The sequence below is a fragment of the Enterococcus sp. AZ084 genome (assembly GCF_051714905.1).
In the GTDB taxonomy this organism is placed as follows: Bacteria; Bacillota; Bacilli; order Lactobacillales; family Enterococcaceae; genus Enterococcus_B; species Enterococcus_B pernyi.
This window is the reverse complement of record NZ_JBIOSS010000003.1, coordinates 1-26,162: the sequence shown is the minus strand read 5'-3', so window position 1 is coordinate 26,162 and position 26,162 is coordinate 1. Positions and strand designations below refer to the sequence as shown.

The window sequence follows — 26,162 nt, the reverse complement described above, 5'->3', positions numbered from 1 at the left end:
ATGCTATCGAAAAAAGAAGTGTTAGATCTAGAAAAAAAGGGCTATGACTTAGAGTTTATTTCTAGAATTCAGCCACAGGGTGGATTTAAGCCGACGGAAGACAAAATTATCGCGGGTGACGGTGTTTATGCGACGTTACACGTCTATGAGTTGCCGAAAAATCCAGTTCCTTTTTGGCTTACCGCACTAATGGGGAATCGTAATACAGTAACAAAGGTTGATATCGCCCCTTTAGAAAAAGAACGAGCATTGAAGGATATCAACAATTCTTTGAATGAATATCGGGAACAAGCGTCAGAAGGACGTACACAAACTGATAGAAACGACGCCGCAGCTGAGTATCGATCGCTAGAGCGATATGCTTCAGAAATAAAGCAAGGAGGGGAGGTAACGAAATTAATCGATATCAGGATCTATTTGGTTGCTGATACGCAAGAGGAACTAGACAAAGAATTTACTACTCTTCGAAAATCACTCAAAGCTTCAGACTACAAAGTAGTAGCGTTTATCGGAAAAGCGCTAACCGAATGGCTTGCCTTTTCCCAGAGTTATACCGAGCAACAGAAGATTTCAGGTGCAAGAGCAGGTCTCACAGTCGGGACAACAGCAATCGGGGGAAGTTACCCATTCAATCATAAATTTCTTGTCGATCCCAGAGGGCAATATTTAGGACAAACAGATACGGGTGGCCCCTTCATTTATGATCCTTTTTACGTAACTAACGTACGTAAATCTTTTAGCTCCATGCTTTTAGGAAAACCAGGAATGGGAAAGTCAACCCTCCTCAAGTTGATTGAAGAAGGGCTATTTGGGAGAAATACGTGTATACGTGGATTCGAAAAAAATGGTGACTGGAAAAAGACAATCGGACATCAGAAGGGCAGAATTGTTGATTTGTCAGGAAGAGGTGGCATGTTAAATCCCCTTGAACCATTGGCTACAATTACAGATGAAACTGGAATGAAGATCGATCAGCTAAATAGCTATCTGCAACATCGAGCGAAATTCTTTAATCAAATTCGCTTCTTGAATCCGCTAATGCGTTCGGTAGATGTACTTGATTTTGGAAAAATTCTTGACGCTTTTTACATTGAAAAAGGACTATTGCCGAACGATTATATGACGGAAGAAAACCAAAAGAAAATTAATATCATTGGTTTAGATCCCAAGCAATATCCCATCATGAGTGAATTTAATGTCTTTCTAAACCAATATGTGAATAATGGCTATAAAGATCGAGTGACAAGTGTAAAAATGGTCGAAATGGAAAACTTTTTATCCGTTATTGACTCAATGACCAATCAATACGGCTCAATATTCAATGGGACAACCTCATTTAAGAATCTTAATGATGAGCAGGTATTGTTTTTCGATATTGAAACGATCGGTCACTTTGATACAGAAATCTACAAATGCCTATTATTTACGGCTATGAATATTGTTTGGAATCAAGCATTGAACAACGGGCGAAGACAAAAAATCGCACTGGCGAACAATGAGATCGAGATCGATGATGTCGTTTTCTTTGCTTTCTTTTTGGATGAATGTCAGGAGATTCTTAGTCCAGACACTGTATTCGTCGTTAAACAAGTTGTAAAGTTCTTAAAAGAAATGCGAAAATTCTCAGCTGGTGCCTTCTTTGCGACACAATCGCCACAAGAATTACTTCCTGAAAATTCTTCTGATGATTATATTTCAAAAATCAAACAGGTATTTGAATTGTGTTCAAGTAAGTTCTTCTTAGGGTTAGATGCTTCTGTAGCTGGAACGATGAAAAAAGCAATGGGCAGTCTTTTAACAGAAGGACAATACAATGATTTATCATTGATGGAACAAGGGGAAGTATTTATCAACTTAGGTGGAGCTAATAACTATAAAATCACGACAGATCCTGATGAAAAACAATTGATACGATTTGCTGGAGGACATTAAGTTATGAAAGAAAAAGAAAAAAGCACTAATCAGTTAAATGAGTTTACTTTTAATTCTATTGATGAAATCAATCAATTTGGTCTAACAGTTCCAAAAAAACACTCAAAAAAGGTTGATAAAATATTTAAAACTCAGGAAAAAATAATTTTTGATTTTGGTATGATGCACTTTCAAACAGTAGAGGGCATCTATTTGTGTGAAGCAATTCCAATCCAATAGTAGATCCTATCAACTAATTAATGGATTACAGTGAAGGACAGGAGGGCATTGTGTTTAGGAAAATTTTACGAGTTATAACTGGTGAAGCAACGAAAAGAGAAAAAGTAATGCTCGCACTAAAGACTTTCGGAAGTTTGTTTTTTACGACCGGTGGTCTTTTTTTAGTGTTTATCTTTGTGTCGGTCACTATGATTATCTCCATGACCAATTCGACGAAAGACGAAGGGGTAGGGAGCATTCAAAATATTCCGGCGGATGTATTGAAGTGGGAGTCCTACTTTGTAAAAGAAGCACAAAAATACGACATTGTGGATCACGTACCAATACTCATGGCCATCACGACTGTAGAAACGGGCGGACGTTTGCCAGACATCATGCAATCTTCAGAGAGTGCAGGATTGCCGATGAACACAATCGATAATGAACCGGATTCTATCGCTCAAGGAGTGAAACACTATGCAAGTGCCTTACAGCTAGCAGAAGCCGTAGACACAGATAAATGGGCAGTTGTTCAAGCCTATAACTTCGGTACAAGCTATATCGGCTATGTGTCGCAACGAGGGAAAAAACATACGATCGATTTAGCAGAAGCGTACTCAAGAGACGTGGTAGCTCCTTCTTTAGGCAATGTTTTAGGTAATACGTACCGCTATGTAAATGCTGTTTCAGAAACGAATGGACGCCCTTACTTATATTGGAACGGCGGAAATTTCCATTACGTTGATTTAGTCAGACAGTATCTAAGCCAGGGAGAAGTTGGTAGCAACGAAGGATTTATTTTGCCATTGAGTCCACCGCAGATAACTTCATGGTTCGGCACGCGTGTCTTAGGTGGAGTGCAAGAATTCCATCGAGGAATTGACTTTGGTCATCCGCAAGGAACACCGATAAAGGCAATAGCTGACGGTGTCGTCATTGCGTCTGAATATCATTACTCCTGGGGGAATTACGTCCGGATTGAACATGCTAACGGCAACTGTAGTTTGTATGCACACAATGTTTCAAACAACGTAAAAGTTGGTGATCAAGTGAAACAAGGTGACATTATCGGTCATGTAGGAAACACAGGAAACAGCTTCGGCGCTCACCTCCATTTAGAAATTTCAACGTCAAGAGATTTATCGATCGCAAGCTTATTAGACCCAGCAGAGGTTCTGGGAATCAGTCAATGAAAGGAAAATAAAATGAAAGAAAACGAGAAAAAGGTGGTAGGAATCGGAATAGGTGTAGGAGTAGTTATTCTAGCAATATTGGCTATGACAGGGTTTTTCAACACGAATAATGAAGAAGATACGAGTACTGTTGAGAGTAACACAGGAGAAACAATTTCTTCCATAGCGCAAACCCAAACTACAGAAGATAGCACCCAAGAATCCTTACTAGATGAAATACTAGGGGAAGAAAAAACAGAAGAATCAACAACTGAAAGTTTAGAAGTGATCCCAGAAGCAGATGTCGATAATGCTTATATCGAGTGGCAACAAAAATCACAATATGAACGAGAAATGAAGAAAGTGAACGAGGCATTCATTGCTGCTTATTATGGAAATTTAAAACCCAAAGAACGAAATGCCAAGCTGAAAGAGCTAGTCACAGAATCTGTTTTTGAGGAAGAAGAAATTCCTGAAAGTGGCCAAGTATTCCAACCATACATTGAAGATTTAGAAACTGAATCGATTGTTCAAACGGTTGATCATATCCAAGGAACAATAATCAATATACTTTCAATGAAAGTCGATAATGTCCCACAAAAAATGCTTGTTACAGTTTCAATGGTTCAATCAGATGGGTGGGTAATTGATCAAGTAGGGTTCCAAATTATTCTTTCTAGTCAAGAGTAAGAACACAGAATAGAGAGGGAAAAGTGCAATGGAATTAAATGATATCGTCATTGTTTCAGATGAATATGAAACAACGAACGGAGATTTATTTGGACAAATTGGATGCGTTACAAGCATAAAAAAGGAAAAAAATTATCCGATAACGGTCACTTTTTTTCAAACAAATGACAGTGAAATATTTCATGAATCGGAATTAACTATACTGAATAAGGGAGATAGTAATGGAGGAAATTAAACGATTTAAACAAAAATATTTTGGTACAAAAAGCCAAGTATATTTCAAAACGCTGTTTGTTTTTCTCCTTTCCATAGTCGTAGTTTTTGTTCATGGCATGGCACAAAAATCTGATTTAGACTACCAAGAAGTTGAATTATTTGAAGAGCATTTGGTTCAACAAGGCACCTTGTCAGTTGTTAAAAAGGTGTTCAATGAAGAAGAAAATAGTTTCCGAATGGACTTATTTTTTGAACCAACGTCCCAATCAGTCGATGATTTGCAACGAAAAATTGAAGCTGATTTGGTGACAGATAAGAATCCAGAGGAACAAATAAAGGTAAAAGTTATTCCTGTTACGAGTCGCTATTTTGTATTAATGGCAGAAGGAATTGAACCAGACGCAGCAACTGTAAGATTGGATATTTCTTATTATGCAACCCAAGAAATGAATCAATCCTTGAGATTTTATGTCTCAAAAGAGGAATCTAAGATGGAAAATGAGTCAATTTTAAATGCGGAAGAAAGCAAATTACAAATCGATTCAATTCAAAATGATATACGTATTCAGACGGTAATAATCGATGAAAGTGAAAAAAATAGTCAAATAATTAATCAAGATATTGCCCATCGTTTAGATCAATATGAACAACTAACGGAAGAAAAAAAATTCCAAGTCGGCAGTGTTTTACAGGAAACGGAAGGGAAAATTTCGGCGATAAAAAGTACCATTTCAAATCTGAATGAGCAATTAGAAACAGAAAAACAACTGAGAAGTGAGGCAACAGAACGTATTAAGTTGTTAGAAAAAAGGATTGAAGAAATTCAAAAGTAAGTGTTCCATTTCCTTGACCAAATATCCCTTTATTGTAAGAGGTCCTATATAGGGTCTGGTCTTGGGTCCGGTATCGCATTTATGGTGTTTTAGGGGTCCGGTCTTGGGTCTTTGCCGTGGACCCGCTGCCCGCCCCCGCAAATTATGCAAAACGTTGTTATACCGCCTTTGTTGGGTGTGGGGGGTTCTCGCTCTTCGATCGAGAACCCCCCACACCCAACAATAATAAAATTTTGCAAATTTGATTACCGGCAATATGGTATAACAAAGCATATTTGCGGGGGCGGGCAGCTAAGATGAGAGAACATATAAAGAGTAAAAAAATAAAATAAATAGGATGAAAAAAATAAAAAATGGGTGTGGAAGAGAGAAAAATAAAGGGATAAGGTCAAGGTCAAAAGATCAACCCCCTACCCCCAGTCTTGGGGGTCTCGAACTAACTCCCTCCGCCCTCTTTCAATCGTTGAAAGAGGGAACTTACAACTACCCCTAGCGCCAACGCCCCTTCACCAAATCTTGAAGGGGCTGTCTTAAAAACATAAAACCAAAAGAGATCGTCCGACTGATGTTTAGATTGGCAAGTTATCTCGTTCGATTCATAAACCTGAATGAGATCATATGACTGATAATTAGATTTGAGAAGGGAGAAAATAGTTTTACTATTTTCTTTTTTTATTGGAAAGGTGAGGTAAATATATGCAGTTGAATAATCGACTTGAATTAACTGAAAGAGATTGGATGATTCTTGAAGTCGTCAACCGATGGAGGATTGCGCAACCAAAACATTTTTGTTCGTTACTCGGTTTTCCGTCTATTGAATATGTGCGCAAAAGAATTCGCAAGTTAGAATTAAATGGTTATTTGAAAAGAGACTTGCGTCAAGGAAGGGAAGCACAAATTTACTCGTTAGGTACCAAAGGTAAGGAAGTTCTTGAAATTTCTGGGCTTGGGAAAGTAAGTGACGCAACAGTTCGACATGAGTTGGGTGTTTTAACATGTACTTGCTTTTTACGAGAGTATTTTTCAGAAGCAAAATTAGACTACCATTCTATCATTACCGATCGTGATTTTAGAACCTATGAGTATAAAAAAAATAATTATGGTGGTTACAAAAAAATGACTCGAAAAGGTGACTTAACTTTTAAAGTAGGAAATGATTGGTGGATAGTTGAATACGAAAAAGAAAAGAAAGAGGCCTTTCGAGTACAAACAAATGTTAGTGCAAATAAAAATCGTGCGTATGGTCAAATTTGGATTTATCCTAAAATGAAATCTTTAATTTACAACAGATTAGTAGAAGCCAAAGAATATGTTGGAATTGATGATGCTCAATTTAAATTGCTCACTTTTGAAGAGGTTGAGAAGGTTTTAGAAAGACCATCAAAGCGTCTTGCGACTCTTTCTACTACACCTATCGATGCACTCATTGAGGAGTTCTATTCTTATTCTGAACACAGGGAAATGGACTTGTTCCATACCAATTATTAACTGAAAAGAAAGGTGAACGTATGTATCAAGATGTCGTTTTTGTTTGGCGAAGTCGATTATCAAAAGCAGGTATCGTCTTATGTTGTCTAGGAATATTTCTCTTTCCATTACCAGGATCACTTGCGTTGCTTTCGTATTTAATTCTTCAGGAATACTATGAAAAAAAGTCGTCAAAATTGATGATACTCACCTTAGGAGTTTTCCTTCTTGTGGTAAGTATCTTTTATTTAAATCAGAAACAAATGGGCCGAAGCTCAATGGGCTTGTTAAGTCTAATCTATACCCAACTCATTGCAAACCAAGATGGTTTTGCAAGTATGGTGGCATACGTCACAGCTGACGGATATTTTCGAGAACATTTCCTACCGTCAACAATTCAATGGATTCTAGGAATCAATCTATTTGGATGGGGTGTAGGAACGATGATAGTTAGTACAGGTTTACTCTTACAAAAAAGTTCTTCAGAGATTCTTATGGATGAAACAGTTAAACAGGAAACACGAAGAGAAGTTATGTTAAATAGTCGAGGCGGGATCAACTTTAATGACAAGGGGCACGTTGGTGCTTTCGGATCTACTCGTACAGGGAAGACCGCGACTATTTTGCATTATATCGAACAGTCGATCCGTGAAGGACAATTTACCGTCGTGATCGACGGTAAAGGGGGGACTTCGAACTACGATTTGAATATAGTCACCGAAAAATTGGCAAAGAAATACAATCGAAACCTATATGTCATTAATCAATCAGAAATTTCAAAAACGAATCCGTATAATCCATTTAAAGGCATAACTGAGACAGAATTAAAAGATTTATTGTCTAGTTTAACCGAGTGGTCCGAAGAACATTATCGGATTCAAGCACTTACCTATTGGCAAGTAATGGGACGTGTCATGCGAGCGGCCGACATTCAGTATAGCTTTCAAAGTATTATTAAGTATTCTGATCCCTCAAATTTTAAAAACTTAATTGAAGGACTGTATAGTAAAGATATTATTTCTAAGGAATTGTACAGTAGAGCAAAACAAGTATTAGCTTCTTGTAAAGATACTGTCGTCCAAGCAATCGGTCGTTTAGCGATTTTTAACGATGGAGACGGCCGCTATCTTTTTGGACAAGATGGGTTTACTTTACGGCAAGCCTATGAGGAAGACGCAGTCGTTGTCGTGTACTTAAATGAATTCAAATACAGTGATTTTGCACGAAGTTTAGGAAAGCTGGTTGTCGCCGAGTACAAATTGTTTCTGAGTCAAAAAGCTGAAAGAGACGACCAAACAGAAGCCTTGTTAGTGATGGACGAATTGGGTGTTTATGTTGATGAATCCTTTGAAGCTTTACTGAATAGAACCGCGTCCTTTAGCGTAAAAACTATCGTAGCTATGCAGGTAATCGCTGATGTAAATAAAGTATCAGAAGAGTTAACGAAACAGATACTTGGTAATTTAACAAATTTTGTCATTCTACGGACAGATGATGATACGGCAAATGAACTATCAAAATTTATTGGAACTGAAAAACAAGTGAAACAAACGAGTCGAAGCAATGAGGAAGGAAATACCGGAGAAAGTTCAAATAATGTAGTAGATGAATTTGTAATCAATCCGAACAAAATTAAACGACTTCCTAATCTTCATGGCTATTATTATTCCCACAATCGTCCAGGTGAACCCTCGAAGTTTATTACAACCTTCGTAAAAACAGGAAAGGAGAAATCAACTAACGAAAATGAACGTAAGGTCCATAAAAAAAAGCCTGAAAGAATTGTTCTTTCTAAAAAATAAACTTGATTGGGTTTTGTTTATCGTCAGTTTATGTTTATTGGTGGGTACTTCGTGGATTATAACGTATGCAGCTAACCATTTGTTGGACGTGCCTCCGTTTGAGAATATAGCTCAAAAAGTAAATCTATTCAGCATAATCGGAAGCCTAACGTGGGTACCAGTGATAGAGGAAATGATTTTCAGGAAATACTTGATTTCACTGCTACAAAGAGTTTTTTCTTGGAAAATAAGTGTAGGAATTTCTAGTATCCTTTTTGCCATTCTTCATTGGCAAAAGAACTTTTTCCCATTTTTAATAAATGGCCTTATTTATTCATGGGCATTTAAAAAAAGTGGAACGATCGTCATGCCAATACTGCTTCATATGAGTTATAACTTTGTAGCAGTGATCACACAATTAATACAATAATATATCACAATCGATGGAGGAATAGATAAGGTGAAAGAAACAAGAGGAATATTGATCAATCAGAGGCTTGCTCAATTAAGGAAGGAAAGATTTTTAACGCTAGATGATGTGAGTAATATCTTTGATCCGCCGGTCAGTAAAGGAACGGTAAGTAATTGGGAGAATGGGCACCAATATCCTAGTAATAAAAGAATAGTAGCTTTATGTGATTTTTACGACGTAAGTATCGATTATCTTTACGGTCGAACTGAGAATCGAAGTTTTAAAAATGAAAATAATAAAAGAAACTTATTGGAGGCAGGATATGAGTGAAAAAAGTGAAAGAAACCTATACTGGAGAGCGCAATTTCTAGCCATGCTGAATTATACACAAATTTTTCTTAGAAAGGGAGCTTTACTATGCCTGTATGCAAGCATTCTGATATGGATTAAAAGTCAAATAGTAACGGAGTTTGTACAATCTGGACTCACTTTAAATGGGGAAATCATTAGTGCGGATGCGTTCAACGAAGCAATTAATGTTTTAGCAATTCAACTAATACAGATTTGGGTAGTACTCGGTGCAATGGCAATTTTATTGATTTGGGTGCACAAAAATAGATTTTCTCTGGATTTGATAAAAAAGATAGTAAGAACAGTCTTTTTCATTTCTTTGATTACCCTAAATTTTAATATTTCACTGACAGCCATTGGTCATGCTTTGGTAATTAGTTTGCTAATGAGAGGTATTGTTATATTTATGACCAAAAGAATGTGGAGAGAAAATTTGGGACCAGTCATTAAAGCAACGAGCTTTTGGGAATTACCAGGAAGCGAATCTATCAAACAAGATTGTAAAGAAAATACCTATATGATTGAGGAATACTTCCAAGTGCTGAAGAATTTGATTCCAGAAAATAATTCAATAGCGATTGATTCATTAAATGTGTGTGTGAAAGAGGCGATACTACCTAATAACGAGGTGACAGAAATAGTAAAAAAAAATATGGAGGTTGTCTATCGAATTGAAAAAACGAGCGCACGCTTAACGGCAGAACTGAGTTTTGAACCTATCGAGACAATGGATCTGATTGATGACATAATTGAGAATACAAATGTATTGTAGGATAAGTTTTTTTGTTGCCCCGACACTCCGACCGCCACCACCGTTTACGGGGCAACAAAAAAAGGAAAGCAAGCTTTCCGGTTTTGGCATTTATGTAGTTTTTTCAGCAGTATCGTGGTATAATCAATATGTAAAGAAGAGTTGCGCTAACAACTCTCCCTATGACAGCACCGTTTAAAGAACGGTGACCGCTAACTGTATATCTTAAAAAGAAATAGCTAGTCCTCGGCTAAAGTGACGGCTATTTCTTTTTGTCGTTGTTTACTATCGCTAGAATACCAAAAATGATTGTTGCGATTAAAGAACCGAAACTAATCATTAATGCTAGCGCTGTTTCAACAGGCAAAAGGCGTCTCCTTTCATAAGATTTCGGAAGTACGATCATACGCACCACCTCACTTTCGATTGGATAGCCACCGTCATTAAACTTTACTGTCACCTATTATTATACCATAAAAACCAGTATGAATCCTTAACTCTAAGGCATTCATGCTGGTTTTTTGTTTGTTAGTTAGACGTATTTCTTCCTTCGCTCCAACCGCCACCGCCGCTACGGAAGAAGCCATATATTCACCAAATGGCAATCGTTGAAGATTAAGACGAAAATAGCAGAGTAGAAGGGACCAAAGAAAATGAAAATTATTCATGGAGAATACTACAAGGATGAAGATTATTACAAAAAGCGTTTTTATAAAGCAATAGCAGAACATGAACTTCCAGAAGGTTATCAAATCAAAAGGGAAAATGAGTTTCTTGAAAATCATCAGTACTTTTTAGTTGCTGATTTAACACATAGAGATTTGCGAAAAATGAGGAACGTAGCTTACCTAGATACGTCAAAACTGGAATTAATTTCTGTAACGGAAGAAGAACGAAAAATTCACTCTTCTATAGCAACGATATTAGAGTATCAGGAAAAAAATAAATTCGCCAAAATCGATGATAAGGAACCTCCTAGTAATCCATTGGAAGTTGTCCACTGGGGATATTACAAAAAGAAAGGAGATAACTACCACATTTATAACGCATTAGATTTTGGCCCGCTTCCAGAAGAATATCGTGACGAGGAATGCAAGAAAATCGAGATGCTAATGAAGGATTATTTTGACTTTAACGTTGTCAATTTATTAGAAACTAATCTAGAAGTGATTTCAAGGTTTAAATATATAGATACAAAAAAAATAGATTGGTTCCCAGCAACCGTAGAAGAAATAGATGTATATAATGCCATATGCCTCATATGTAAGTACAGTTTAGATTAGTGGTCTACAAGTGTGCAGCCCCTAACCTAAACTATTGAGAGATAAAGATGTTAGAAAATAATTCGTCTTTAAAAGGATCGACTCTTATAGCTTCTTTAAAAGAAGAAACATTTAAATACATTGTATTTTCTGATATAACATTCCAAAACATTGGAAGCGTGGTGTAAACTTTGAAAAGATAATCATTCCTTTTTTTAAAAATACTGTAAATATCTGGATACTCTTTCATTAAATACTCTTTTGAGATGAGAAGTGATAGAAAGTGGTTCTTTCTATCTGAGTATTTCAAAGTATTTTTTTGAAAGTTATGCTTGAAGCGTATGCTAATCACAGATTCTTTCTGTGTTTTTGCTAACCTAGCCTCTCCATAATAAATTGTAGGATATTTTTGATCAGTTAATTCTTCGAAAAGGCAGTTAGCGGAGATTGGCTTAAAAAGATACTTTATAGGTACAACCGCACTATTACTTTTACGAGTCACTTTAAACTCAGGATCATATTTGAACATTTCCACGTGGTCTTGAAGTGTTTTTAAATGTTCTCTTGTAGGTCGCTTTGAACGTGGTGTACTCAAATCTTGTTTTTTTGATGAACTAGGTAAAAAAAATTGCGTCTCTGTAGCGTCCGTATCGGGTGATTCTTTCTTTGTGTTCACACTTTTTCTAGGAGAAAAACCTTGTGTACCGGATAAATCAGAAACAATATCACCTGTTTTAATTCGTTCAAATCGTTCAGCTGGATTATTCGATTTAGAGAAAACAAGATCTTTGTTTTTAGGATGAAATTTGCAAGCCTCAATGTGAGCACTATTTACACGACGGCGGCTAACAAATGTGGGACTATTTTTGTGGATTGGTTCGATTGAACGGCAAGTAACTTTAGCAGAACAGCCATCAGTTGGGCAAACAAACTTATATTTATCGAGAATATATTGACCAAATAGTTTTTTTGCGGTTAAAGGTGATATTGCAAACCCTTCATGTAACGTCGGGTGATCCTTCAAATACTCGATTGCTGAAGCCTCTGTAGGAATTGCTTTAGTTATCAGATGCCCCATAGTCATTACCTCCTTTTTAATAAAATTTTATCATAAAACAATATTTTTATGATGAATTAAAGTGAAATAATGAATAGAAATCAAAATGAAGATATGTAGTGTACTAATTGAGTAAATACTCCGTAATTCCTCCAGATATTCCATCGTTACGGAAGAAGCCATGTGATTACTCCAGAAAGTCAAAAGAAAAGAGAAGTGGAACCTCATTGCAAGCAATGATTTCCGCAAGAAGTAAGATTCCGCATGCGGAATCTTTTTTAGATTTTTAAAAATGTCAGGGCGATGGGCCTTTATTTCACCTTCTCGCTGTTGTTTTGTCTCATGTCGATCTGAAGCCGCTGCTATCGGATTGGCGAGAGTGCTTATACACCTTCCGCATTCAGAAAAAAAAGGGGCGGAAAAACTTTTAAGAAGCCCACTTAAAACTTTTCCCTACAGCACTCCCTTTTTTTCTGCCTGCTACAGGTGTATGGAACAAGCACGCCAAACCGCTATCAGCTCAGCTCGAAATGATCCAAGATCAAACAAAGCTAAGAGGAAAAGAATAAATAAAGGACCATTGACATTCTTAAAAATCAAATTCTTTTCGCCTCCCACAAATCGCTTGCTGAAATGAACTTTGGGGAACAAAAAACGACAAATAAGGAGAGATTCGCATGGAAATAACTGCAAATAATATCAAAAGAAGTTTGAGAGAGCAAGGAATTAATACGAAAAAAGTACGTATTCGGGTTGAAATGGTGGGCTACGGAAGCACTTCTATCAGAGTAAAATTGCACGATTTAACGCTAGAAACGGAAGCGATTCGTTACGAAATCCAAAAACAGTGGGGGAGCATTCGATATGACGAAAAAGTACAAGGTGAGATTTTAGAGGGCTGTAATACGTACGTGTTTTGTGAGTACGAAGAGGAAGTCTTAGAACAAGCGATTGAAGAGAAATACGAGCAAGCAGAAACCATTTATCGGCACTTAGAACAGCTAGACACATATAACGGTGAACAAATATTTGAAACAGAGAGCGTGAGAGCCGTTGCCTTTTTCAAAGATAAATCAATTTCATTAATGATGAAAGACCGTTCTAGTTCGATTCGATACCGCAGACACCCTATGAATAGTGTTTATGATTTAGCACACGCGCTTGTTTTACTTGAAACAATTGGTCACTTCGGCAAACTCTAAACTAAAGAATCAGGAAAGGAGACATACGAAAGGGTTCTATAACCCTTTCGTATCAATCAAAAGATGAAGATAAATGAAGGAAAGAAGTATAAATGCAAAAATTCTTTTGTCTTTCAAGAAGAAGAAATTAGGCAAGGGGATATTATTGGTATCAATGATATCGAGTCGCCAATATTAGTCGATTGCGAAGTGTATCGTGAAGATGGGCGGGGCATGAAACGATTCAGAACGATTGAAATCAACCTGGCACGCTTAGAACAATCGATCGATTTTGCGAGTGAAGCGACTTTTTACGGCGACTGTGAGGAATGCCACCGACTACTTGATTATTTACCAAGGGGTGCTTGGGGCGTAGGTTATGTTTGCGCTCCTTGTGCCAAAAGACTAAGAGGTGAATATGAACTTTGATAGCAAAATATACTCCAGAAAATCAAGAAGAAAGGTCTGAAAGCCAAAATTTTGGACGTGGGTTACCAATACGCGCCAAAGGTTCAGCTGAAGACGAAAAACTATTTTTAGAATTGTTACAACAAATGCAAGAAGATCACCCAGAAGATGAATAAAAAATAAAGCAGATGAAAAGAGGAATTTACTATGATTAACAATGTAACTTTGGTAGGACGTTTAACAAAAGACCCTGATTTGCGCTATACGTCGAGTGGCAAGGCGGTAGCAAGTTTTACACTAGCAGTCAATCGAAGATTTACGAACCAGGCAGGACAGCGTGAGGCGGACTATATCCAATGTGTCATTTGGGGGAAATCAGCGGAAACCTTAGCAAATTATGCAAAAAAAGGTTCATTAATCGGGATTGTTGGACGTCTTCAATCAAGAAGTTATGAAAATAAAGAACAACAACGTGTTTATGTAACTGAGGTTGTCGTCGAAACTTTCCAATTACTTGAACCAAGAACAGTCAACGAACAACGCCAAAGTAGCCAAAATAATCAACAAAACGATAATAGTGATCCAAACTTTGAAGGTGCAGCAATTGATATTTCAGATGATGATTTACCATTCTAAGATTAATGATTTAACTAAAAAGGAAAGATCGGCAACCGCATATGCGGTTGCCGAATAAAGGAGAAAATATGAATTATAAAGATGAGATCTCAAAACGACTAAAAAATATATCTGGAAAGCAGAATATATCTACGATTTTCTTTGATTGGGTTCACTTAATGGCATACACCGTATCAAATAGTGTAGATAAAACACAATTTGATAGCCGAGAAGCTGAATATGTCGAGATAATCGGAAAATACACGAAAACGGAGAGTGATGTTTTTGTAAAATGTTTCTGTTTATTAGTACAAGCTTTTGATCGAAAAGTGACGGATTGGCTCGGTGAAATTTATATGGATCTCGAAATTAGCAACAAAGATTCCGGACAATTTTTTACACCTTATGGGATTTCAAGGCTAATGTCCGAACTAACTTTAACGGAAAATGAACCGTTAATCGAAGAAAAGGGATGGCTTGGTTATTATGAGCCAGCATGTGGCGCAGGTAGCATGATAATCGCATTTACGCAGGCAATGGAACGTAAGGGATATAACTATCAACAGCAATTACGTGTGTGGTGTGAAGATATCGATGAAAATTGTCTGTTAATGACGTATGTACAACTTTCATTACTTGGTGTAAACGCCGTATGTGAGGTAAAAGATTCGCTATCAAGAGAAAAATTTTCAACTTGGTATACACCCTTTCACATGATCAATCCCAAATACCTATTTCCTGAAAAAAACAGTGATCAAGAGGAGAAAATAAACCCACTGCTTCAGATAGAAAACAAATTAGAAGAAGAATGGACACCACCAACTGACGCCGAACAACTTGTTTTATTTTAATGAGTTTCATGGAAAGAAGAAGGACGCTAACGCTCCCTTCTTCTTTGCTAAAGCTAAATTAATAAAAAAGGAGAAAAAAAGTGAAGAAATTAAAGATTCTTTTTACGACTTTAATTGGTTTGATTGGTTTGTTTATAGGTGGTGGGATGATAAATGTCGATGTAGAAAACATGATCGAGTCTTTTATGATCCAAATCAATAGGCAACCGGTAAATGAGCTTGGGGAAATTGAAATTGACGAGATAAAAAGCATTGTAAATTTGAACGGTAATTATGCGAGTTTCACACTAGAAGAATTGGAATCAACTGAACCCTGGCACACGTTTTCGGATCTAGATTCATTGAACAGAGTAGGAGTCGCTGATGCGTTGCTACATAAAAGTATGATGCCTTCAGAGCCAAGAGAAGATATCTCAATGATTTATCCGACTGGTTGGAATCAAAAGAAATTAGATGATGGTAATTGGCTTTATAATCGATCGCATTGTGTGACACGTTTCCTTATAAGTATGTAAATACGAAATAGGAGAACTACAAAATATGTAGTTATAACTAATTAAGTGAAGTTTGGAATGAAAGCCTTCAAGTTGAGCTGAAACAAACTATCTGATACTCCTGCATGCAACAAATAGGAATAGCTATTTATTGTGTGAAGCCAGGTGAAGTCGGCTGAACAAAGCCTAAGTCTGTACCTAAGATATGGCTGAGGATAGGTCGGGATGCTATAAATTATCTATGGTAAGAATGTCAAACGTTGACTGACGAACTTGCGAATGAACGGGTCTAAATCGGTAATATAGTGAAAACTATATACTGCGTGCGCAGGGTTAATTACCGAAAAGTATGGTGATGAGGAAGAAATTCGGAATACCTAACAAAGAAGATATAAATTAACAGGCTCAAAGTAAGTACCTAAGGATATATGCAAAGCTAACTTAATTGGAACGTGGAAAGCAAGGAACTGCATGAGAACCATCTAATTCATGAGCAGGTATATATAAGAGAACAATCGAAATTATTTTATCCTTGTGAGAGTAGGGGCACAGTACTGTTGATATGTGGTAATTCGCATGGAGGGATAGCCCCAAGTCTTATTATTATTGAATTTTAAAACAACTGAATGAAACTTACAGGGTCGAGTAAGATGATGGGACTTCCAAAATAGGAGTGAGTTATCCATCGGTGAGTACGTATTTACGATATGTAGAATATTACGGTATGCAAGAAGTATTAGACGATTTATATGAGAGAAGCAAAAACAAATCCACAACATTTGTCCCTTTGTATGAACGAATTATCTCCAGAGAAAATATCCTCTTGGCATACAGGGTGATTAAAAATAATACAGGTTCAAAAACAGTTGGAGTAGACGGGATCGCGATCGATGATTATAAACTAGCAAATACAGAAATGTTTGTCAGATATATTCGAAGTGTACTGTCGGATTACAAACCTCAGAAAGTAAGAAGGGTTTATATTCCAAAAAGTAACGGTAACAAGAGACCACTAGGAATTCCAACAATGAGAGACCGAGTTATCCAACAAATGTTTTTACAGATCTTAGAACCAATATGTGAAGCAAAATTCTATAACCATTCGTATGGATTTAGACCTAATCGGTCAGCTAAACACGCAATGGCAAGATGTAAATTTCTAACGCGAAAGAATTTTCACTACGTGGTAGATATTGACGTAAAAGGATTCTTTGACAATGTAAATCACAATAAGCTGATAAAGCAACTATATACGATAGGGATAAAAGATAAACGAGTTTTAGCAATTCTAGCCAAGATGTTAAAAGCCCCAATTGAAGGAGAGGGTGTTCCGAAAAAGGGGACTCCGCAAGGAGGGATATTGTCTCCCTTGTTATCTAATGTGGTATTAAATGAGCTTGATTGGTGGATTGCCAACCAATGGGAATTCATGAAAACGAGAGAGCCATATCACCCATCTTCAAGATTAAGGGGCTTAAGGCGGAAAACAACGCTAAAAGAAATGTTTATCGTTCGTTACGCTGATGATTTCAAGATATTTACTAAAAATCACCAGTCAGCAATTCGAATTTACCACGGTATAAAAGGCTATTTGAACAATCATTTATCTTTAGATATTTCACCAGAAAAATCTAAAATAACTAATCTAAGGAAAAGAGAATCAGAATTTTTGGGCTTCACGTTAAAAGCTGTCAAAAAGCGAAAATCCTATGTCGCTCATACGTATATAACAAAAGCCAAAAAGAAACAGATAAGTGAAAAACTTAGATGCCTTATTCGTGAAATTCAGAAAAGCCCTATACAAAAATCAGCCTACAAATACAATGCGTATTTACTAGGAACAAAGAATTATTTTCAATCAGCTACACATGTAAATAAAGACTTTCACGAAATCGCCTATCGTCTTATGCAGACTTTCCGTAATCGGTTGAAATCAGCAGGGAAATATGGACCACCCACTAAAGCAAACGCAACTTATAAGAGATTACACAAGAACAGCTATAAAACCTACAATATTGCAGGAGCGTACCTATATCCGATATCAGATGTCCAAACGAAAAATGATATGTGCTTTAGCCAAGATATATGTTTCTATACAAAGAAGGGGCGAAAGAAAATTTACAGCCAACTTTTGCCCAATATATGTACAGAAATTTCAAAAATGGTTATGTACCTTTCTGATAATAAAAATATAGAATACGCGGACAATAGAATTTCAAAATATTCTATGCAACAAGGCTTATGTGCAGTCACAGGAGCATTTCTTAAAGCGGAAGATGTCCATTGCCACCATAAAATACCCAAACATTTAGGTGGTACGGATAGCTTTGATAATTTAGTTATTGTTCATAAATGGGTTCATATTTTGATTCATGCGGTTTCTAAAGGCACGATAAATAACTATTTAAATATCCTTCAGTTAAACGGAAAACAACTGACAAAAATTAAACACTATCGTGAGTTATGTAATTTAGTTGAATTAGAAGAAATGATATAAGATGGAACGCCGTATGAGGTGAAAGTCTCACGTACGGTGTGGAGCGGGGGAAAATCCGGAGATAATATCAAAGGATTACCTATCGCTATTACTCGGATTTCAACTAACTGGTGAAAATGCAAACTGGAAAAACCTATTTACTGGCACACAAGAATTAAATCAGATTCACATGGTCAAGTATGAAAATGAAATTGCGCAATACTTAAAGAGTACAAATAATCATGTACGTTATAGAGTAACACCTATTTTTACGGAAACAGAGTTAGTCCCACGCGCTATCCAATTAGAAGCGAAGAGTATTGAAGACAAGCAGATTAATTTCAACGTTCTGATACCAAATATACAGACTGGAATAATCATTGATTACTCAACAGGAAAAGCGACAAAAGAATAAGTAAAAAACAAGAGATCAAGATCAAAACCAAAAGGCAAGTTCAAGGTCAAGGGCTTAAATTTCAAAGCGATTTTCAGCTCGTTCGTCCGATGTCTTGATTAAGCTCCATTTCTTCCCAAACCACTGTTACCCTCAGCGTCACTGCTTATACACCTTCCGCAGTCAGAAAAAAAGGGGCGGGAAAACTTTTGAGAAGATCACTCAAAACTTTTCCCTACAGCACTCCCTTTTTTTCTGCCTGCTACAGGTGTAGGGCATAAGCACGCCGAGGATAACAGTTGGAAGAAATGGAACGAAGTTTAATCAAAGAAAGGAGCGAAATCTAACGATCTGAAAATTGAAATTTTTTAAAACCTTTTCGCCTCAGAAAAACGTTAAAAAAAATGTATGTTGAAAACCCAAAACCTTAAAAGAAATGAGCTGAATTTATGGAAAAAGTCTATGAAATCGTCAAAATCAAGCAAGAATGTCGTGTTTATGAAGAGTTTCCACCGTTAAAGATTACCTCGTCTTATTCAATTGCAAAGTGGTTGCAAGATGAAATTGGCTATGACACACAAGAAAATTTAGTGCTGTTATGTTTAGATACCAAGAATAATATTAACAGTTACTCAATCGTCCATAAGGGAACGTTAAACTATACTACTTGTCACCCAAGAGATATCTTTCAACGTGCGTTACTATCAAATGCTTGTCGAATTTTAATCGCACATAACCACCCCTCGAACAAGCCGAATCCAAGCAAGGAAGATGATATTGTGACCGAAAATATTGAATCGTGCGGAAAAATGTTAAATATCGAGCTTTTAGACCATATTATTGTCGGACAAAATACTTACTACTCGTATCGAGAAAATAATCGGATAGGTGCTTTCTAGTTTATGGAAAGCACCACACAATAAGAAAGGAGAATTGAAATGAATGAATTAATAGAAAAGGCACATGCCAAGATGATGGAAGAAATGAGTGAGGAACGTCCAAGGTCGGAAGATATTATACACAATTGGTTGTGCCAACAGGTACAAGTAGATAATGAGCTTTTAGAGGGGATTCTAAAGAAAGGGAAAAGTATTAGAAAGGCAATGCAGTATTGTTACTCGCAGGCAATGAAGCAAGCAATTGGAGGGTGCGCACTAATTATCCATGATGATGTTTTTCAATGGGTGACAGATTACTTTAAGAGTGAAGAAGTTGAAATAAAGCAACCAAAGATGAGCGTAACGAATCCATCAGTAACAGTAAGTAAGCAATGCGAAAAAGAAAACCATGTTCCTAAAAAAGAAACAAAATCACCGGAAGGAGAGCAATTAAGTTTGCTAGATTTTCTATGAAAAAAATACAAATTGCGAATGACTATGCTAAAGATTGTCTTAAACCGCCAAAAGCATTCTTTGAATGGTGTTATCAACAATTTCCAACGTACGTATGGAAAAACAAACGAGAAACGATTGTCGCTTCGACTAGAAAACATAGTAACACGTACGAGAAACGACTGGCAAAAAATTCAAGATTGACATTTTTTGATAAGTGCCAGTATTTCATGATTGTTCTATCTTCGACAAAAAGAATCGAGATACAAACCTATGAAGTTTACTCTTTTTTTGAAGAAGGGAAGCAAATGTTTAAATATCACCTTTTTAACTTAGAGAGGTTAGCAGAGAACAAGCACTTGAAGGTATGCAGAGAATCAAACGAGCATTACTGTTTTGGTAAGAAAGCGGTCACTGGCATATTTAATTATTATGTTCCAGAGGTTTATCCTAATGGTTGGATAGAGAAACTAGGTAGAAGTTCAGAGCTAAAATATCTTGACTTGAGAGGCGTGCAACCAGAACAATTACCCCACATTTACAAATATAGAGAAAGAATTGAATTTGCTCAAAAAATAGGGGCAAAACAGCTTGCACAAGATATTATGAACAAAATATACCTGATAGATATGCGTGTAATGACAAAAAATTGGCTAAGAAAGTTTAAGAAGTTTTTTCAAAAATCTTCTCGTGGATATGCCGACTTCTTGTTAAAAAAAGAAATGGAAACACGAGGCATTCAAATGATTTTAGGTATTGAAAAATATGTATCCAGATATGAAATCAATGATTTTTTTGAAAATAATCACTTAATGAAGTTACAAACGTATTTACTAAAGCAAGAGGTACGTTTTAGTATGTATCGAGATTATCTGAATATGTTGAACGACGAAGGAATTAAGGTGAATAATAAAAACAAGTACCCTGATGATTTAGAAGAAGCACATGATAAATTAGTAGATATTATCAATGCTAGAAAAACAGAAAATGAAAAAAAGAAGTTTGTAACACGAGCCCAAAATTTAGCTTATATGGAGCGACAAGTCGGCAATATCTTGTTCCTACTACCTAAGTCTGTAGAAGATATAAAACAAGAAGGAAAAGAACTAAAGCATTGTGTAGCTAGTTACATTGACAGGCACGCCAAGGGAGAAACAACCATTTTATTTGCAAGAAAGGTTGATAATCCAAGCAAACCATACTTTACATTAGAATTTAAAGACGGAAAAATTGTACAAGTTCAAAGTACTAGGAATAGAGTACCTGTTCCAGAAAAACTGAGGGAGGCAATAAGTATTTGGGAAAAAGAACTTAGAAAAGAGAAGTATGTAGCATAGAAACAAGGACTATCTTAAGTACGAATTAAGATAGTCCCATAACGTTTCTGATTTGTATAGGTTCAGTATATCACTGAGAGGCTAGTCAATGCAAGAATCAGCTTGTAAGGCTTGAAGAAAACCGAAATGGAGGAGAATAAATGTATACGATCAAATCAGCAAAAGAAAAGTATCTTGTATTTAAAAATGAAAAGAAGATTGCGGAGTTTCTAACACGAAAAGAAGCGGAAAGTTATTTAGATACGTTGACTGCCTATTCTGAAAAAATTAGTTGTGAACCAAAGGAGAGTATTCTTTATGACTAAAACTATAGGTGGGATTCACTCTAACAAGCAGAACTATTTATCTTTGAGTCAATTAGTCGATTTATTGGTAAAGCAACGCGTCTTAGATAAGGAAGTTGCTCGTGAATTGATGACTAATCATAGCTATCGATCAAATGCCTTGGAAGAAGAAGGAATACCTACCAGCTTATTATTTGATTTGGTAAAACTGACTGGACGAAAACTAAAAGTATATCCGAGTAAAGACAATACAATCTACTGGTTAGAGTAGAGTTCGATAGGAGAGAATCAAGGTTTTAAAAAAATGGTGGCAGAGATTGAAGAAGAATTTATTTCAGATGGAAGATATCATAATAGAAAAGAGGAACATTAATGAAAGAGAAACTAACAGAAATTTTAGATGAACATAGAGTGAACATCGAAGCGCCGATAGCAAAAGAAAGCTATCAATGGCTGTACAAATCGCTACTAAATGAGCTAGTGAAGTTGGAAAAGGAAGAAGAATAATTCCATTAAAGACAGAGATTACGGAATTAAAAAGGAGTGACTAAATTGTTTATTGTGGTAGAAGAATATCCTGGCAGTGGAGATATTAAAATTGGAGTTTTTACGACTTTGAGAAAAGCGACAAAAGCCTTTGAAGAGTGTCTAAGATTCAATGATAATCATAACGAATGGCAAAGATTAAAAGACGAGGAAGAGGATAAAGAATATTATTACACAGACGGTTCTTATGGTTGGACTATAACGATGACCAAGATACCAAAAAATGAAATGTGGGCTTACGCTTAGTCCACTAACCACCAAAATAGATGATTAACGAAAGAAATGTGATAGAAAGGAATTAATTCATTATGTTCACTAAAGAGATATTATTTATCGGTACGCATGAGGAGCTAAACAATTGGCTGAATAAGCGAGGTTATATTATAGATGAAAAACACATGAACCAAAGGACTGCATTCTATGAAAATATAGGTATATTAAACCAATTCGGACCATGTTGGCTTGACAAAAAAACTAAAATTGTTTGTTCAGGAGAAGGCTTGGGCTATCCACCTGATAACGTACCTACTTACTCAGATAAAGTTATGTTTGAGTTGAAAACAGAAGGTTTTACACAAAAAGAAATCAATGAAGCATTTTACAAAGCATACAAACACTTAAACCGTTTAAGACATCAAAACAAGTCAGATGAGATCAAAGATTTTATTATTGAAAAAAGAAAAATAAGTAGTCTGTTAACGGAAGCGATAGCTGATTCAGAAAGGTGATAATAATGAATAAGTTGACACGCACACACAGGTTGGATTTCCATAAAAAAAAAATTAATGAACTTAATAAAAAATCACAAATTGTAGAGACATGGTTTCATAATTTGAATCTACTACTGGAGTATCTCTTAGGCAAAAGTAGTGCTACTTTCAATCCTCAAAAAGCTTTGAAAATAATTAAGACAAGAGATAGCCATCAATATATGATGCTTACTAATTGGCTGAATGATAATTCGGAAAATGAAATAACTAAACGAATTAAGGAAATTTATGATATTGAACAAGAAAAAGAATTTTTACAGTCAGATATAGGGAAATTCATTACTACTTTTAAATAATTAAGTAACAGAAAAAATTAAGTAGAAAGAGGGTTAAACATGTTAAAAGTAGGAGATTTAGTCCTGTGGGGAATAAACGGCCATCCTGCATGGCATATAGTTGTCGAAAGAACTCAATTTAAATCTGCAACACAATATAGTTTTGTAACGCTAACCACTGGTGCTGTTACTACTGAGTGGGTTGATACACTAGAGGATTTGTACGAACGTTATAAAGGCTTCATTACCTCACACATAAGCCCTGATTTTTCACCAACAATTGAAGAGGTAAAAAATGAAAAAAGTAAAAGAATGAAAGTAGCGTTGGAACAAGATATAAAAATGATGGATGAATTGGGCTATAAACCTGATGAACAGAGACTGAAAGAAATAACCGAATGGTTAGAACATTAAAAAATTTATTCTAACGGCAGATATTACCAATAACAGAAGAAATATGTTAAACAAACCAGAACTGAAAGAGACAATTTGAGTTAAACCAATATATTCCGAAAAGCGAATATATGCACTAACTAAAATTACAAATAAAAAAATTAATAGGAGATGACACTATGAAATTAATCGATATTTACGATAACATTAGCTTAAAGTATATGGGATCTTTTGAACACACCGATGAAAATATTATCAATTACGTAGCAGCAATCCCACAGTTCAAGTTTATACGATTAGTTGAATTATCTAGTGATGAGATAGTTCTAACGACAATCGGTAATTTTCTTGACTATGTACCTGATCAAAATTGGTTAGAAAAAATTCGTCCTAGCTTGATTGCTAAACAGATGAAAGAAGATGTTATAGATGAAGTGGTAATAATTGATCGATACAAAGATGATGAATATTTCTAAAATAATTGGGCTTACAAAGGAAAACGATAGGTGAGGTCACCATTTAAAAAAACAACAAATCACGATATGATTGTTTTGCAGAAAAAGAACATGTGAACACTGAAGCCCTAGAGTAGTAAGATACTCTAAGGCTTTTCTTTTTGGCTAATCTCGCCGTGTTTGTTTTACTACTTGTTACGAGTATTTAACCAGCAATCGTATATGGCTACTAGTAAGCCGAAAAGAATGTGGAACATAAAACTAAATAATTAATAAGGAGGTAGGGCGGATAGAATGATTAAAGAAAAAAAGGAGTCAATTCTCATTTTGTAAAGCGTTCGCTTTATAACGCTACACAAAAATGCTATACTTATAATATGAAAGGTGTGAGAAAAATGGCTCAAATTAACTTTAGAATTGATGATGAATTAAAAGAAGAATCTAAAGAGATCTTTGACTCTCTTGGAATTGACTTGACAACAGGGATTAAAATATTTTTAACTAAAGTTGTTCGTGAAAAAGGAATTCCTTTTGAAATGACTGTACGAAAAGATAATCTTGCGCAAGCATTAGAAGAAATGAACAATGAAGATTATAAGTCATTTGATAGTGTAGCTGAATTAATGAAAGACTTAAACGATGAAGATTAAGCGAACTCCTACTTTTAAAAGAAATTACAAGACCCTAAAGAAAAAGCATTATGACATGCAAAAGCTAGAAATTGTCTTAGAATTACTTGTCCAACAACGAACAGACGTACTTTATCAAAAGTATAGAGACCATGCATTAAAAGGAAATAAACAAGGACTTAGAGAATTGCATATTGAAAAAGATTGGCTACTTGTATACGAAATAAAAAACGATGTTTTAGAATTATGGTTACTAGCTACTGGAAAGCATGACGATGTTCTTTGAAGTGTCATAAACGATCAACCGTATGATTAAAAAATTAAGCGATAAATAAAAAAGAGGAATCCTTTTATCCAAGGGTTTCTCTTTTCTCATAATCTGTCTCAATTAATTAGACCAGAAAGTTATTCTCTTTAAGGGACAACAGAGTATACTCCAATGTCATTAAGTTAAGGCAAAAAAGTAAATAATAGTCTCAAGTATATCGCTTTTTTCTTATTAACTTGACCAATTTTATATTTTTAAGCAACACAAAAAAACGTCCTATATGGTATAGTCCGATTTATAATATTAGGCAATACGATATAAAAAACCAACAAATTTCTTTTTTGTTATATTTCTCTGGTCACTCCGATTCTGTCGTATGGGGAGGAGATATCTTCTTATCAAAATTTCTACATTGACGGTTTGATCAAGAAAAAATCTTTTACAAATGCCTATAGCTTGTGTGAAATTAAGCTGATAGAACTGCTTTAAAGGAGCTGATAACGCCACTACCTGAGCAATTTCCATTGAAAAGTTGTATATAATGAGACGAGCGTAAATTTCTTGAATAATAAACTCTAGTTTCTTTGAGTGGAATTGGTTTAAACCTAAGGCATATTTTAATTCTCTAAAGGAAGTTTCAATTCCCCAGCGTAAGTGATAAAGTACTTTTAAATCTTCGCTTTTAAAAGTGAAGGAATCAAGATTTGTGACTAAAGATTCATAACTATCCTCACTCAACTTAATCCGAACGACTCTGAGACTAACGGGATAGCTTTCTTTTGAATCGGATGGGAGATAATCAAAGCTGGCTTTTTTACGCACAAATTGATAGCTCTTGTCAGTTTTGATTTTATTTGTCTGTCTTCTTATTAACCAAAGGTTAACCTCTTTATCAAATGTTCCTTTTTGAGGTAATCCAAGTCCTTTAAGAAAGCCATTACTTTTGGTATCTTTTACTCGAATTACGAATTTTTGACCACTTTTTCTAATATGTTCGTACACGTTAAATGACTCATGACCACGATCTGCAATAATAATTGTTGGCTTTTCAAAAGTAAACTCATCAACCATTTGACACAAACTGCTCCGTTCGTCTAGCTGTCTAATTTTTTGGAAGTTTACCGATGCATAGTATTTATTTAATGGGTCATATAAAGCATTGAGATGAAAAGATCCTACAGGTTTATCAAACTTTCCGATGGTGTAATGGGATTCAGGATCGTTTTCATCATAAGGAATATTAATATCGGAGCCATCATGAACCAATAGTTGGTACCCTTTATATTGCTTGTTTTGGTTACTTGAAGGAATGGTTCGGTAGAAGAGTTGTTTG

At 35.7% G+C, this 26,162-nt stretch carries 35 protein-coding genes and 1 pseudogene; 33 read left to right on the top strand and 3 right to left on the bottom strand.

Annotation, left to right across the window (positions count from 1 at the left end):
* From IGI79_RS14495 to IGI79_RS14445, 11 genes are all read left to right on the top strand, one after another.
* Nucleotides 1-1,932 (top strand): VirB4 family type IV secretion system protein, encoded by a 1,932-nt coding sequence (locus IGI79_RS14495; RefSeq protein ID WP_438846103.1) that lies wholly within the window; start codon nt 1-3, stop codon nt 1,930-1,932.
* Between the two features lie 3 nt (nt 1,933-1,935).
* Nucleotides 1,936-2,151 carry a hypothetical protein gene (locus IGI79_RS14490; RefSeq protein WP_438846102.1) on the top strand — a complete coding sequence of 72 codons (216 nt, stop codon included), beginning with the start codon at nt 1,936-1,938 and terminating at the stop codon, nt 2,149-2,151.
* 50 nt (nt 2,152-2,201) lie between these two features.
* Nucleotides 2,202-3,323 (top strand): lysozyme family protein, encoded by a 1,122-nt coding sequence (locus IGI79_RS14485; RefSeq protein WP_438846101.1) that lies wholly within the window; start codon nt 2,202-2,204, stop codon nt 3,321-3,323.
* Nucleotides 3,324-3,335: 12 nt separating this feature from the next.
* Nucleotides 3,336-3,992 (top strand): hypothetical protein, encoded by a 657-nt coding sequence (locus IGI79_RS14480; protein ID WP_438846100.1) that lies wholly within the window; start codon nt 3,336-3,338, stop codon nt 3,990-3,992.
* Nucleotides 3,993-4,020: 28 nt separating this feature from the next.
* Nucleotides 4,021-4,227, top strand: coding sequence for a hypothetical protein (locus IGI79_RS14475; protein ID WP_438846099.1), 207 nt, complete (start codon nt 4,021-4,023; stop codon nt 4,225-4,227).
* A complete protein-coding gene (locus IGI79_RS14470; RefSeq protein WP_271523567.1) occupies nt 4,214-5,041 on the top strand; it encodes a hypothetical protein in 828 nt (275 codons plus the stop codon). The genes IGI79_RS14475 and IGI79_RS14470 overlap by 14 nt, the downstream gene beginning before the upstream one ends.
* Nucleotides 5,042-5,737: 696 nt before the next feature.
* Nucleotides 5,738-6,529 carry a hypothetical protein gene (locus IGI79_RS14465; RefSeq protein WP_438846098.1) on the top strand — a complete coding sequence of 264 codons (792 nt, stop codon included), beginning with the start codon at nt 5,738-5,740 and terminating at the stop codon, nt 6,527-6,529.
* A 209-nt stretch (nt 6,530-6,738) separates the two neighbouring features.
* Nucleotides 6,739-8,310, top strand: a complete 1,572-nt coding sequence (locus tag IGI79_RS14460; protein WP_438846097.1) for a type IV secretory system conjugative DNA transfer family protein — start codon at nt 6,739-6,741, stop codon at nt 8,308-8,310.
* Entirely contained in the window at nt 8,255-8,719 is a 465-nt protein-coding gene (locus IGI79_RS14455; protein ID WP_438846096.1) for a lysostaphin resistance A-like protein, read from the top strand. The genes IGI79_RS14460 and IGI79_RS14455 overlap by 56 nt, the downstream gene beginning before the upstream one ends.
* Before the next feature lie 30 nt (nt 8,720-8,749).
* Nucleotides 8,750-9,031, top strand: a complete 282-nt coding sequence (locus IGI79_RS14450) for a helix-turn-helix domain-containing protein (protein WP_438846095.1) — start codon at nt 8,750-8,752, stop codon at nt 9,029-9,031.
* A complete protein-coding gene (locus IGI79_RS14445) occupies nt 9,024-9,824 on the top strand; it encodes a hypothetical protein (RefSeq protein ID WP_438846094.1) in 801 nt (266 codons plus the stop codon). The genes IGI79_RS14450 and IGI79_RS14445 overlap by 8 nt, the downstream gene beginning before the upstream one ends.
* 241 nt (nt 9,825-10,065) lie before the next feature.
* Here IGI79_RS14445 and IGI79_RS14440 read toward each other — a convergent pair whose 3' ends face one another.
* Entirely contained in the window at nt 10,066-10,209 is a 144-nt protein-coding gene (locus IGI79_RS14440) for a competence inhibitor ComI (RefSeq protein WP_066026087.1), read from the bottom strand.
* 247 nt (nt 10,210-10,456) lie between these two features.
* Between IGI79_RS14440 and IGI79_RS14435 the strand changes: the two genes are divergently transcribed.
* A complete protein-coding gene (locus IGI79_RS14435) occupies nt 10,457-11,086 on the top strand; it encodes a hypothetical protein (protein ID WP_178946824.1) in 630 nt (209 codons plus the stop codon).
* 31 nt (nt 11,087-11,117) lie between these two features.
* On the opposite strand, the gene IGI79_RS14430 is transcribed toward IGI79_RS14435, so the two are convergent.
* A complete protein-coding gene (locus IGI79_RS14430; RefSeq protein WP_178946823.1) occupies nt 11,118-12,143 on the bottom strand; it encodes a hypothetical protein in 1,026 nt (341 codons plus the stop codon).
* A gap of 656 nt (nt 12,144-12,799) precedes the next feature.
* Between IGI79_RS14430 and IGI79_RS14425 the strand changes: the two genes are divergently transcribed.
* From IGI79_RS14425 to IGI79_RS14325, 21 genes and pseudogenes are all read left to right on the top strand, one after another.
* Entirely contained in the window at nt 12,800-13,324 is a 525-nt protein-coding gene (locus IGI79_RS14425; protein WP_438846093.1) for a hypothetical protein, read from the top strand.
* Nucleotides 13,325-13,387: 63 nt separating this feature from the next.
* A complete protein-coding gene (locus IGI79_RS14420) occupies nt 13,388-13,732 on the top strand; it encodes a hypothetical protein (RefSeq protein WP_271523572.1) in 345 nt (114 codons plus the stop codon).
* Entirely contained in the window at nt 13,729-13,887 is a 159-nt protein-coding gene (locus IGI79_RS14415; RefSeq protein ID WP_438846092.1) for a hypothetical protein, read from the top strand. The genes IGI79_RS14420 and IGI79_RS14415 overlap by 4 nt, the downstream gene beginning before the upstream one ends.
* A gap of 31 nt (nt 13,888-13,918) precedes the next feature.
* Nucleotides 13,919-14,347, top strand: coding sequence for a single-stranded DNA-binding protein (ssb, locus tag IGI79_RS14410; protein WP_438840882.1), 429 nt, complete (start codon nt 13,919-13,921; stop codon nt 14,345-14,347).
* A 68-nt stretch (nt 14,348-14,415) separates the two neighbouring features.
* Complete coding sequence (locus IGI79_RS14405) at nt 14,416-15,177, top strand: N-6 DNA methylase (RefSeq protein ID WP_438846091.1); 762 nt, start codon at nt 14,416-14,418, stop codon at nt 15,175-15,177.
* Nucleotides 15,178-15,257: 80 nt separating this feature from the next.
* Complete coding sequence (locus tag IGI79_RS14400) at nt 15,258-15,692, top strand: hypothetical protein (protein ID WP_438846090.1); 435 nt, start codon at nt 15,258-15,260, stop codon at nt 15,690-15,692.
* Between the two features lie 703 nt (nt 15,693-16,395).
* On the top strand, nt 16,396-18,168 hold the full coding sequence (gene ltrA, locus IGI79_RS14395; RefSeq protein ID WP_438753811.1) for a group II intron reverse transcriptase/maturase: 1,773 nt from the start codon (nt 16,396-16,398) through the stop codon (nt 18,166-18,168).
* 82 nt (nt 18,169-18,250) lie between these two features.
* A pseudogene (locus IGI79_RS14390) lies at nt 18,251-18,562 on the top strand (DNA/RNA non-specific endonuclease); the annotation flags it as partial.
* A gap of 428 nt (nt 18,563-18,990) precedes the next feature.
* A complete protein-coding gene (locus tag IGI79_RS14385; RefSeq protein WP_010736452.1) occupies nt 18,991-19,440 on the top strand; it encodes a JAB domain-containing protein in 450 nt (149 codons plus the stop codon).
* 39 nt (nt 19,441-19,479) lie between these two features.
* Nucleotides 19,480-19,893 carry a Cas9 inhibitor AcrIIA9 family protein gene (locus IGI79_RS14380; protein WP_347082654.1) on the top strand — a complete coding sequence of 138 codons (414 nt, stop codon included), beginning with the start codon at nt 19,480-19,482 and terminating at the stop codon, nt 19,891-19,893.
* Nucleotides 19,890-21,209, top strand: a complete 1,320-nt coding sequence (locus tag IGI79_RS14375; protein WP_438846089.1) for a PcfJ domain-containing protein — start codon at nt 19,890-19,892, stop codon at nt 21,207-21,209. Before IGI79_RS14380 ends, IGI79_RS14375 begins: the two co-directional genes overlap by 4 nt.
* Before the next feature lie 140 nt (nt 21,210-21,349).
* Complete coding sequence (locus IGI79_RS14370; protein ID WP_016249989.1) at nt 21,350-21,514, top strand: hypothetical protein; 165 nt, start codon at nt 21,350-21,352, stop codon at nt 21,512-21,514.
* Nucleotides 21,507-21,764: a hypothetical protein gene (locus IGI79_RS14365; RefSeq protein ID WP_438846088.1), complete on the top strand. Its 258-nt coding sequence runs from the start codon at nt 21,507-21,509 to the stop codon at nt 21,762-21,764. Before IGI79_RS14370 ends, IGI79_RS14365 begins: the two co-directional genes overlap by 8 nt.
* 101 nt (nt 21,765-21,865) lie before the next feature.
* A complete protein-coding gene (locus IGI79_RS14360) occupies nt 21,866-22,000 on the top strand; it encodes a hypothetical protein (protein ID WP_438846087.1) in 135 nt (44 codons plus the stop codon).
* A 45-nt stretch (nt 22,001-22,045) separates the two neighbouring features.
* Entirely contained in the window at nt 22,046-22,285 is a 240-nt protein-coding gene (locus IGI79_RS14355; protein WP_438846086.1) for a hypothetical protein, read from the top strand.
* A gap of 62 nt (nt 22,286-22,347) precedes the next feature.
* Nucleotides 22,348-22,767: a hypothetical protein gene (locus IGI79_RS14350; RefSeq protein ID WP_438846085.1), complete on the top strand. Its 420-nt coding sequence runs from the start codon at nt 22,348-22,350 to the stop codon at nt 22,765-22,767.
* A gap of 5 nt (nt 22,768-22,772) precedes the next feature.
* Nucleotides 22,773-23,105, top strand: coding sequence for a hypothetical protein (locus IGI79_RS14345; RefSeq protein WP_438846084.1), 333 nt, complete (start codon nt 22,773-22,775; stop codon nt 23,103-23,105).
* A gap of 39 nt (nt 23,106-23,144) precedes the next feature.
* Nucleotides 23,145-23,498 carry a hypothetical protein gene (locus IGI79_RS14340; RefSeq protein WP_438846083.1) on the top strand — a complete coding sequence of 118 codons (354 nt, stop codon included), beginning with the start codon at nt 23,145-23,147 and terminating at the stop codon, nt 23,496-23,498.
* A 158-nt stretch (nt 23,499-23,656) separates the two neighbouring features.
* Nucleotides 23,657-23,953: a hypothetical protein gene (locus IGI79_RS14335; protein ID WP_301357522.1), complete on the top strand. Its 297-nt coding sequence runs from the start codon at nt 23,657-23,659 to the stop codon at nt 23,951-23,953.
* A 374-nt stretch (nt 23,954-24,327) separates the two neighbouring features.
* Entirely contained in the window at nt 24,328-24,582 is a 255-nt protein-coding gene (locus IGI79_RS14330) for a type II toxin-antitoxin system RelB/DinJ family antitoxin (protein ID WP_271525121.1), read from the top strand.
* Nucleotides 24,572-24,847 carry a type II toxin-antitoxin system RelE/ParE family toxin gene (locus IGI79_RS14325; protein ID WP_347082646.1) on the top strand — a complete coding sequence of 92 codons (276 nt, stop codon included), beginning with the start codon at nt 24,572-24,574 and terminating at the stop codon, nt 24,845-24,847. Before IGI79_RS14330 ends, IGI79_RS14325 begins: the two co-directional genes overlap by 11 nt.
* A 285-nt stretch (nt 24,848-25,132) precedes the next feature.
* Here IGI79_RS14325 and IGI79_RS14320 read toward each other — a convergent pair.
* On the bottom strand, nt 25,133-26,162 hold a 1,030-nt coding region (locus IGI79_RS14320), incomplete at its 5' end, for an IS4 family transposase (protein WP_438846082.1).